The following is a 10,848-nucleotide window of genomic DNA, read 5'->3' as shown; positions in this document are numbered from 1 at the left end:
TGAGTAGGTTGTGATCTCAGATTACAAACCGGCCAAAATAATTGTCGCGAACCGGCCAGATTAATTGTCGTCAGATATGCGTATATCATCGACCGCGCAGCTACGCAGTCTTTTCATCGAGGGGTACATTTTGCGGGGTGATAAGGCTCGATGCCTTCCAATTGAAACAAACGCCAATCAACCCTTTTTATTATAAGCAAAGTAGGGTGATGACAGCGGTTGTTTAGAATAACGCCATGAGAAGGTGAACAGGTTACGATGCCCATGACGACTTATACTGACAAACGAGGGAATGATGACGAAAAGCGAACGTCGATGGAGAGCATTCTCTATCGTTATACTGTCTGTAGCGATAGTGTTGTTATACCTAATGATTGAGTACGCCTGATTATCGGTTTTCCTTTGACGCGAGAGGTCGCAGGCCGGCCGTAGGCAATACCTGAACTGTCACGTTCACGTCACGCGTGATTACAGAATAGAGTGGCGTTCAATGTTCACTGTATATCAGGGATTAATTTAATGAACAGACGTAAATTTATTTTCTCTTCAGTGTGCCTGGGGGCGGGGATGGGCATGACCCGTGCAAGTTTTTCCCAGGAAAGCACTCAGCCAATGCCGCCTGTTAACTACCGGCCTCAGGTCCACTATGCACCAATAACGGGCTTCATGAACGATCCGAACGGCCTGGTTTTCTATCGCGGAGAGTATCATCTTTTTTATCAGCATAATCCCGTTGCAGCAGCCATGGGCAACGTCCACTGGGGACACGCAGTCAGCAATGACCTGCTGAATTGGCGCACGTTGCCGACAGCCCTGGCGAACTCCGCTGCCGGGCAGGCATTCAGTGGCAGTGCCGTCAATGACGCGCAAAATTCAAGCGGGCTCTTTGATAACCTTTCTGGCGGCTTGGTATTGGTCTATACACGTGCGGGTGCAACGGTTCAGACACAGGAAATTGCGTTTAGCCATGACGAGGGTAAAACATTTACCGGTTACAGCCGTAATCCGGTTTTGGACATCGATTCCGATCAGTTCCGTGACCCGAAAGTCTTTTGGTACTCTGCAGAGAAGTGCTGGATCATGACGGTCGTTGATGCACGAAAACATCGCGTGCTTTTTTATCGTTCGGATGATCTAAAAGCGTGGATAAAACTGAGTGAATTCGCTGATGCAGGGCTGCTGGGTGTGGATTATGAGTGCCCGGATCTTCTTTGCGTGCCTGTTGAGGGTGGCGGCGAAAAATGGGTTTTATTCCTGTCCATCAATCCAGGAGCGCCTCAGGGGGGAAGCACGGTCCAGTATTTTGTGGGAGACTTTGATGGCCAGCGATTCATACCCGTCGACAGGGCGACTCGACTGATGGACTTCGGGAAGGATTACTATGCTTTCCAGAGTTTTTCCGGTACGAGCGGTGTTCCTATCGGGCTGGCCTGGCTCTCCAACTGGCAATATGCCAATTTCGTTCCGTTTACCTCGTCGCGTGGAATGATGACGCTCCCCAGGAGGATTGGGCTTCGGCAAATCAAGGGTGATTGGCGTATCACTCAGCAGTTTGTTGATCTGTCCCCCCTTGTGCAACGTGTTCTGGTTGAGAAACCGCATCTGACAGGAAGTGATATCTTGTTGAGCCATCCCGTCCCCGCAGGAGAGGCTCTTGATATTGAACTGGATATTAATCTTTCGGCGGGTGCCGTATTCACCCTGAGATTTTCCAACTCCCAGGGAGAATCCCTGGACGTCGGATTTGATGGTGGAGACTTTGGCGGATTGTTTATTGAACGAGGCAAGACAGCTGGATTCTCGCACCGGTACTTTGTGAACAGTTTTTCGTACGCACTGGCACCGGGAACCCGCAACACAGATATGCGACTGATTTTGGACCGTACATCATTAGAGCTTCTGGGTGATAAGGGCGCGGCGTCGGGGACCGCATTGTATTTCAGTACGTGTCATTTCGACCGGTTGACGTTACTGGTTGAAGGCGGAGAAGCAACCGTTAATCAGCTGAAAGTGCGAACATTACGCGCCATAACAAGTGAAAGTGAGGCTGCTCAAGGGAACTTATAGCGGGCCTGGCAGACACCAATCTAGCTCTGGCGCATTAAAAACACAGGCCGGTTTACGGGTGTATCAATATTGCTGACTTAAAATGATGAGTAGACAATTATGGAGAAGTTATTCGCAAAGATAATGTTTTCAGCCAGATGGATCATGGCACCGGTCTACCTAGGGTTGGCTGCCGGCCTGTTCATTCTGGCATACAAGTTTTTCCTGGAGTTTATGGTGCTCTTTAAAGAGGCGCCATATATCAACAATGAGCAGCTTATTCTCCATCTTCTATCACTGGTTGATTTTGTTCTGATAGGGGGGCTGCTTGTTATGGTTGTTTTCTCTGGCTATGAGAACTTCGTTTCTCGTTTGAACGTGGAGGGCGCAAGCAGCGAGCTGTCATGGATAGGCAGGATGGACGTTGAGTCACTCAAGAACAAGGTGTTTGTCTCGGTGGTCTCCATATCAACCATACATTTACTCGGTGTGTTCATGGAATCAAAGAGCATCCCCGATGGCAAAATTTTGATGTATATGGGCTTACACCTGTGCTTTGTCTTCACGGCGCTACTGATGCAAGTACTTGAGAAAATTTCTAAGAAGAGCGATGACGCCGACTGACCTTGTACATGGTCAGTGGCGGGAGGTTTTCAGGATAACCTCCCTGTTGATGTAAACGCGTGAGCCACTGTACTCATTGCGCAATCGCGTAAGGCGGATGTTTGTGTTTGTACAAAAGATTTAAGTCTTTCACCGTGGCCAGCCGAACTGATATTTGGTTGGCTTGTTGTCGGTTGGCGGTTGTCTAGATGTACAACCCGTATTGGAGGTTATGATGGATGCGCCTGAAGTATCGCGTACAACAGCATGGATGCGAGTGGGGATCCTCACGCTATCAGCCTTTATATTCAACACCACTGAATTTGCACCTATCGGTTTACTGAGCGATATTGCCAATAGTTTTTCCATTCCGAGTGAACGGGTCGGCCTGATCATCACGCTCTATGCATGGATTGTCACGATTGCTTCGCTGACGTGCATATTTGCGATAGGCCAGGTTGAACGTCGTAGGTTACTCACAGGTATTTTTATCCTGTTCATCGCGAGCCATGTTCTCACTGCAATCGCATGGAACTTTAGCCTTCTGGTGCTTTCACGTGCGGGCGTTGCACTTTCCCATGCCATTTTTTGGTCGATAACGGCGTCATTGGCGATAAGGGTAGCGCCGCCAGGTAAAAGGGCACAGGCATTAAGCTTACTGGCAGGGGGAACCGCTTTAGCCATGGTGCTTGGCCTCCCATTGGGGCGCATCATTGGCCAATGGTTTGGTTGGCGAATGACTTTTGCCGGGATCGCGGCGAGCGCTGCCTTTGCATTAATCATGGTGCTGAAGTTTATGCCGGAACTAAAGAGCGAGAATGCGGGGTCACTCACTATGGTGCCTGAGCTGCTTAGGCGATGGCCTCTGGTATTTATTTATATTATCACTGTCATTGTTGTTACGGCCCACTTCTCGACGTACAGCTATATTGAGCCGTTTATACAAAATTTGGCGGGCATGTCCGAGAATGTCACGACGTTAATATTACTAATCTTCGGTGTATCAGGAATTGCAGGCAGTTTACTGTTTGGTCGATATGGCGAACGCTACCCCATAGCATTTTTGAATGCTGCGCTGACGTTGTTACTGATAAGTCTCGTTTTTCTTTTCCCTTCATCGAATAGCCAGGTTAGCCTGACTCTGTTATGTGCGTTATGGGGTATGGCCATAATGGCGTTTGGGCTCTCGATGCAGGCAAAAGTCTTGAATCTCGCGCCCGATGCGACAGATGTTGCAATGGGTTTTTTTTCCGGGCTTTATAATTTTGGTATAGGTAGCGGTGCCTTATTGGGTAACCTGGTTATTCAAGGGTGGGGAATTGGCGCTATAGGCTTTGTCGCTGCATCAATCGTCTTTTTGGCCATGAGCCTTAGCTTTTTGCTAAGACGTTTTCATTGATGAAGAATCTGTTCACGAAAATAGACACTATAGGAGGAAGTCGTAATGGAATATTACATGTTAGTCTTGGTGAAATTTCTTATCGGATTTCTTATCGTGATGACGCACTTTAATCTTTCGGGAAAAACTCAACTTTCGCAAATGACTCCCATAGATTTTATCGGAAACTTCGTTATTGGCGGGATCATTGGCGGTGTTATCTACAGTGATGCGATCCCATTGTATCAGTACATTGCCGTACTCATTATGGGGGTCATCTTGATATCAATGCTTAACTCTGTAAGCAAGCGAATACAGTTTTTTAGATCAATTACGATTGGTGAGCCGATTACAATCATTAAGGATCATCGATTTTTGATGGAAAATATACGTAACAAAAGAAACAAAATAGATATATTAGGGGTGTTATCACACATACATGCACAGGGTATACACTCGTTGCTGGCCATCAAGTATGCTCAGATCGAACCGGGTGGCCAGATAACTCTGGCTTGTGATGAGGATAAGGTGCCATCGTGTATTGTTATGAAAGAAGGCGAGGTGCAGGAGGAAGCTCTTGAAAAAATCGGAAAGACTCCAGAGTGGTTACTGCATAAGATAACAACATGTCAGGTAGCAGTTGAAGACATTTACCTGGCTGAGTATTGGGAAGGAAATGTGAGCTTTATTCTTATGGATGGTGAGGTGGTGAATAATGTTTGATTTACGCTTGCAGGGATGCCTGTACCAAGCTCGACATTATCTCTGATCATAATAGGAAAAACCAATGATATCTCATTGTAAATTTTAGCGATTTAGGGTTACACTCTTTTCACTGTGGTGAAACCCCCTGTGCGGTGGGGCGTATCAGCTATTTAGGTTATGGGCTTGGGCGGTTTGCGCGAATTGTGGTGCTGATACACAATTCTCCGGGAGGCACCCGGCACCGCAGTTTTTAAATCAGACAGTGGGCAAAAATAGTGGTTTGATAGATTTTTTGGAACATCTTGCTAATATGTTGGTCAACAGTGCTTTAAATTTCAATAAAGATTATGTGTTATTTTCGGTAATAAAAACTAGCGCATCCATCAATTGGAATTAACGCTGCTTACTATTGCATTTTTAACAGAATGCCTATACTCTATCCTTTAGGGGCGGTAGAGGTATTCAATTAATGTTAAGGTTGTGTTTTGCATTGAGTAAGGCGTTCTCTATCGTCCCTGCATGATTTAAAAAAACGAAAAAAAGCCGGCTATATTCCGGCTTTTTCTGTTACATCTTATAGCTTAAAGTTATTTGTGTGCGTCTATCGGTATGATTTGGCGCTGATGATGGGGGAGAGGAGTTCCAGGTCATCATGTATCCTGCTTTCAATGCAAATCTTTCGCTAATAGCAACTTCCAGGGCAGTTTCAGAGTTAACGGTAGTATCTTTGCTCCCAAGAGCAGACAGGCCTTGAATGAACTTGGCATTTTCGGTGAGTTGCCAGTTGTAAGTTGCAGATACATAACCCAGTGCGTTAGTCTTGCTACCTCCACCTGTATACACATCATGACGTATACCGGGACCTGCCTCGACGCGTAAGCTGTGAACAGGCCCATTCAGTAATTGGCGTCCATAGCCAGTGGTGAATGTATCGCGTGCTCGGTAGCCGTTATATCTGTCGCTTAACCAGCCGGCTTGGCCGAAAATATAGTCGCGATCGGTTAAGTTGTAGCGGCTTCGTCCGCCAGCAGAGTACTTTTCTGAGGAGCGAACGTCATTGGAAGAGGCGTTACTGGCATTACCCCAAATGGACCAGGCAGTTGAAGAATCGTACCAGGTCATATTACTGCTCATCGTCAGGTTGGTACTTTTCGAATTACCAGATTGCGCAAGATAACCTGCATTGATATTGCCTTCGAAAGGTTTTTTTGCAGATGTTGGGTCATCCATAATTGTAAATATGGAATCATCTGAAATGGCGCGTTTGCTAAAAAGCGCACCAGTAGCGATAAGAAGAATGACTGGTACTATATTGCGATATTTCATGATTTTTTGCCAAAATTGTCTTAGTCTGTTTATGGGGATCTCATTGGTAATGAGATAGCTGTCTTAGCAAGACAGTTTTTTAATTGTAAAAAATATAACTCAATATGGCAATACACAAGGCTTACCTTTTGCCTATCCTCCAAGCTCGTCGAGTTGAATGGCAAAGTTTGTAAACAGCTTATTGCTGCTTATCAAGCCATGGTATCAAAGTAGACTAATTGAGGGTGGGGTGAAATTATGGGCCTGTGACGGCCCGTGTGAAATGAATACCATAAAGCTAGGTGAGTTGCGTATGATTGAAAGAGTAAGATGACCTGCTACATGTTATATACGCACGCATAAACAGAACTGTGAAAAAGCTAGCTTCATTCGGACTGTTACTGACGGGCTGGATTTGCCGGTAATTTATGCTATCATTAATGAGTAAAATGACGTTTATTTAACATAAGTACATGTCATATTTATAGTAAACATAATAAAAATTAGTTAGATGTAATTCCTGCGCGGCATGTTCACCAACCATGTCGCTTTTTTTATTGCTTATTGTCAAACTCAATTGGCACTTGGGAGGGGAACTCGGTGTTAACTTTAGTTCATGACTGCTACTTGTTAAATAGACTCTAATAGTGCTGGTTGATTTACTATTAATTATTTAAAATCGATGGTGATATCGAGAATCATCCAATGAATAAACAAAAATAAAAGCAGCCCCAATAGCATCGAGATTACGATAAAGGGAATTGGTGAAGTCGTAAATACACTTTTTATTTTGCTTAACATTTCATAACTTCTCAAAAGTCGAACTCATCACTAACTATTGTAACTCATTGAAATGAATTTGTGAAAAATTTTCTTTGGGTGGTCGTGGCTGGCGACTATCTCTGTCGTTTCTGAGCCCTCATGGATAATCTAAGCTGTGCTGCCTCTTTAATTACCTAATCTTTTGTAAACAGTAGGGGGGAACCCAGCCTTGCCATCGCTAGATACTAAGTCGCCGTTTTGTCGTAAAGTGTGTCGATGCGATAATATTCTTTTAGGCGACCAAGGAAATGTTCAAAAACGTTGCGATTGTGTTAGGCATCACGATCGAGCTTTAAACGACCATGCGACGCCATTTCCTCATTTGATTTAGTGGAATGACGTTTTTCATACTTTTTTCAGCTGGTTACTTAACGCATGTCTTGAGTAAGCTTTATCAGCCCGTACGGCTTGATTACGCCGCTTCATGCTGCCGTTATGACGAGTCACACCAATGACGTCCAGCAGACGTTGTACGAACTAGCTTTAATGGGCTTGTCCGGGACTCAGCAGAATGTTCAACGGCAGACGCTTCGTACTGTCGCCATAAAGTCATCTGATATTTGTTATTCTTGGCACTAGGGAAAACCTGAAAAATAGATTGTTAGCATTGGGTTGCCTTTGGAGGTATAGGCTTCCCCACAGTTTTTGCCCTAATAGACTTCAGGAATGAGGATGTGATAGCCGTCTATCAAACTGAAAACTGCTGACTATGAGAATCTATTTCTTTTGGGAAAAGGTTTTTCTATGGTGGTAGCCATACTGCTCTGCGCAGGATAAATGCCGGTCAAGTTTTACGGAGCGCTGCTTATGTCTCATTGTAATACACCCGAACAAACCGCAATCATTGGTTGGTCCGGCCATCGCCTGGTGTTCACGGCGTTAGCCGGCCCCGGTAAAACGTCAACATTGTTCCGTTTTGCGCAGGCAAGCTCGAACTGCACAATGCTTTATCTCGCCTGTAACCGTGCAGTCAGGGATGAGGCTGAGGGAAAATTCCCGTTTATCGTCGAATGTAGGCCGCTGGCTCGCACATCTATCACGACCTTTAACGGTTTATTCTGTAATGGGGATAGCGAATTGGGTCTGCAACACTTTCTTGATAAAGATTCACGCTGTGGTTTGTCGCCCGACAAAATCCTGGTATTGGCGCAATTGATCTGGTGCGAGTCTGCACGCCAGGGCGCTACTTCTCTTGTGTCCCATGACGTTTACCTCAATCTGTATCAGCTCTCTCAGCCTGACCTTTTCAAACGCTGGAAGACGCTCATGTTTAACGAGGAACAAGGCGCGAGCGCGGTGACTCAGTCACTGGTACTGGCGCAGTGCTGTGATGTGGTGTTGGTCGACGATGGCCATCAACAAATCTACCAGTTTAGTGGCGAGGAAAATGTCCTCGATGCTCCCGAGTTGGTCGATGCGGTTCAACTTTATCTGAATCACAGTTTCCGTTTTGATCCTACTGTAACCCAGGTGGTCAATATGCTGCTTTCCCGGCAAGAAGAAACGATACAGCTGGTCGGGGAAGGGAGAAATGCCAAGGCTATGACGTGTACACCTGATGATGTGAAGGGACAGCCTGTTGCCATATTGAGCCAAACGGTGGCCGGAGTCATCGGCGCTGCGCTGGATGCCAGTCTGGCTGGCAAGACGGTGTATTGGGTCGGCGGTATCGCCGGCTACAAGACCGAGGAGCTGGAAGACCTCTACTGGTTTTCGGCTGACATGACTGAGCGGATGCAGTCCCCGCGGCTGGCGCGAGAATACCGCAACTTTGAGGAATTTGAGTCGGTTGCCAGAGCAACCAGGGATGTTGAGATGAACCAGGGGCTTCGGTTGCTTGAGCAGTACTTCCCGCTGCCACAAAAGCTGCAGGTGATGCGTGAACATGCTGTTACTGACGAAAGCCAGGCGCAGGTGATTGTGTCGACGGCGCACCGCAGCAAGGGACTGGAGTGGCCGGTGGTTATACTGAACGAGGATTTTGCCGATATTACGGATCCCCTGATGGCCGAAAGCGAACGTACTGATGAAACCAATCTGCTGTATGTCGCGGTGACTCGTGCCCGGCAAATGTTAATACTGAATGAATTGCTCCAGATGTTGATGGACAGCGAGAGTAATGACCTCGCCGGAGGTCTGGCATGCTGAAGGCTATCAAAGAACTGCTGGTTGGAACCCGGGCTATGTCGGCAAATCCAACGACAAGCATTCCAGGCTCTCAATGTCCTGTAGGTTATTTTATGCCGGCATCCGCAGAGCAGCTTTTGAGCACGGCCTCTCGTCAGCAGTGTTTACAACAGCTGTGGGAGAACAGCGCGCTGCCCAAAGATCTCTATGAACATTTCTATCTGCAACCCTTGAAGCAGCTTGTTAAGCTGATGCAGGTACTTCCGGCCGCGTCCCAGGGGGAGCATGCCAGGGAAGGAGGGCTGGTCGATGTTACCCTGCAGACGATGACTTATGCGGTTCGACTGGCCAAGGGGCACATGTTGCCCCCGGGGGCCGCGCCCGAAGAACAATCCGCCCAGAATGTGCAGTGGAATGTCGTGGTGTTTTATGCAGCGCTATGGCACTACCTGCCGCTGTTGAGCCAGCTGCAGGGTGAGTTCCAAAGTGGCCGTGCCTGGTTACCTGGTTTGACGGTGCCGGGTGAACCTTACCGTTTTCGCTTCAGGGCAGCCCCGTCAGCCCCGCCCCTGGCCACAAGTCAGAGCGCAATGATTGCGGCACGGCTGCTGCCTGAAGAGCTTATCGAATGGCTGTCAACACTACCAGCAGCGATACATTCGTTGATGACGATAGCGTCCAGGCAACCGAGCACATTACCTGCAATTGACGATATTATTCTGGAGGCGACCAAACTGGCTCGTGGCGATGGTTTGGCCGTATCGCTTTTGCCGATATCCAACTCCGACACATTGGCAACAGTCTTACCATCCTTGGCGCCAACGACAGAAAATACCACTACTTCAGTACCCGAGACTGATTTGCAAAGCGCAGTCAGCAGTACCCATCCTCCTCTTGCTCAGGAGCAACTGCCGGCAGAGACATTAGATCAGCTTAACGAAAATACACCGTTAGTCACAGAAGTGTTACTTAGCTCGGCCCTGGATGCGCCGGTCAACGATAAGCCTTTGGCTGAGATGGTCCTGGCACCAGAAACGGTGGGGGGTGTAGAAGAAGATACGCAGGCTTTGTTGTCATTAATGGCGGTAGAGGTGTCAGTACCGACTTGCCTGGATAACCAAGAAGAGGGAAACGCCCCTCAGAAAGAGAGCCTCCTTCCTGAAGAAAAGCAGGGGTCGGTACATGACATAACTACTGTAATTGAAGATGACTGTGTTTTACCAGGCGTAATAGAACCTGAGCTACTAAAGAGCACGGACACAACGGCTATTTTAGAGACTCAACATTTATCAAAGGATCCCCGTTTAGAAGAGAATAATGTGGAAGGTATTTTGAAGGCAGAGAGCAATGTTGGGAGCGCATTTCTACAGTGGTTGAGTTTTGGGGTAAAAAAAGGGGACATATCCGTTAATACCATAGGTTCCAGAGCACATATTGTCAGTGGGTTCGTGTTTCTCTGCGTTCCAGATATTTTTCATCTGTATATCAAAGAAAATAATTTCGAGCGTACTGACCGAAATGCTATCCAAAAAGCGTTTGAAAAACTGGGAAGACATCGGATCCGTAAGGGGCAGCGATTCTTTATTGGCCATCTTTATGAAAAGCCTGAGGGGGTGGGCACATATCGTCGTATCAATGGTTACCTGATTAAGAAAAATAGTTTGTACGGCGGGACACGCGTGCCAGAGGACAGTCAGTTACTCGTGATCCCTTAGTCTTTTGATGCAGGGAGAATCTCATAAATGTTAGGTAAATCTGACGGATTGTGAGTGGATAAATAAACCTATTCGAGGTTATGAAATGAAAAGTGAAGAAAAAATGCACGATGAGTGGGAGTTCTTGCTCGAGGAATATTTTTTCAC

7 protein-coding genes and 1 pseudogene are annotated in these 10,848 nt (G+C 46.8%); 6 read left to right on the top strand and 2 right to left on the bottom strand.

The genetic code is table 11. The features are described from left to right. The first annotated feature begins 519 nt into the window (after nt 1-519). From AC4PR2_RS26255 to AC4PR2_RS26240, 4 genes are all read left to right on the top strand, one after another. Entirely contained in the window at nt 520-2,067 is a 1,548-nt protein-coding gene (locus AC4PR2_RS26255; RefSeq protein ID WP_151888427.1) for a glycoside hydrolase family 32 protein, read from the top strand. A 99-nt stretch (nt 2,068-2,166) separates the two neighbouring features. Beyond that, nucleotides 2,167-2,670, top strand: a complete 504-nt coding sequence (locus tag AC4PR2_RS26250; RefSeq protein ID WP_089186765.1) for a TIGR00645 family protein — start codon at nt 2,167-2,169, stop codon at nt 2,668-2,670. 214 nt (nt 2,671-2,884) lie between these two features. Then, a complete protein-coding gene (locus AC4PR2_RS26245; RefSeq protein WP_089186766.1) occupies nt 2,885-4,048 on the top strand; it encodes a sugar transporter in 1,164 nt (387 codons plus the stop codon). Between the two features lie 45 nt (nt 4,049-4,093). Then, entirely contained in the window at nt 4,094-4,750 is a 657-nt protein-coding gene (locus AC4PR2_RS26240) for a DUF421 domain-containing protein (RefSeq protein WP_072628369.1), read from the top strand. Between the two features lie 549 nt (nt 4,751-5,299). Here the strand turns inward: AC4PR2_RS26240 and AC4PR2_RS26235 are convergent. Together AC4PR2_RS26235 and AC4PR2_RS26230 are read right to left on the bottom strand one after the other, a co-directional pair. Continuing rightward, nucleotides 5,300-6,058, bottom strand: coding sequence for a DUF481 domain-containing protein (locus tag AC4PR2_RS26235; protein ID WP_089195161.1), 759 nt, complete (start codon nt 6,056-6,058; stop codon nt 5,300-5,302). 986 nt (nt 6,059-7,044) lie between these two features. Beyond that, nucleotides 7,045-7,384: pseudogene (locus AC4PR2_RS26230) on the bottom strand (transposase); the annotation flags it as partial. A 282-nt stretch (nt 7,385-7,666) separates the two neighbouring features. Between AC4PR2_RS26230 and AC4PR2_RS26225 the strand changes: the two are divergent. Next, nucleotides 7,667-9,007 carry a 3'-5' exonuclease gene (locus AC4PR2_RS26225; RefSeq protein ID WP_180547755.1) on the top strand — a complete coding sequence of 447 codons (1,341 nt, stop codon included), beginning with the start codon at nt 7,667-7,669 and terminating at the stop codon, nt 9,005-9,007. Further along, nucleotides 9,001-10,701, top strand: a complete 1,701-nt coding sequence (locus AC4PR2_RS26220; protein WP_492175701.1) for a TraI domain-containing protein — start codon at nt 9,001-9,003, stop codon at nt 10,699-10,701. Before AC4PR2_RS26225 ends, AC4PR2_RS26220 begins: the two co-directional genes overlap by 7 nt. The last annotated feature ends 147 nt before the right edge of the window (nt 10,702-10,848 follow it).

The organism is Serratia sp. A07, assembly GCF_058725505.1.
Note: the sequence above shows the minus strand (reverse complement) of the source record. Positions and strands in the feature narration are given on the sequence as shown.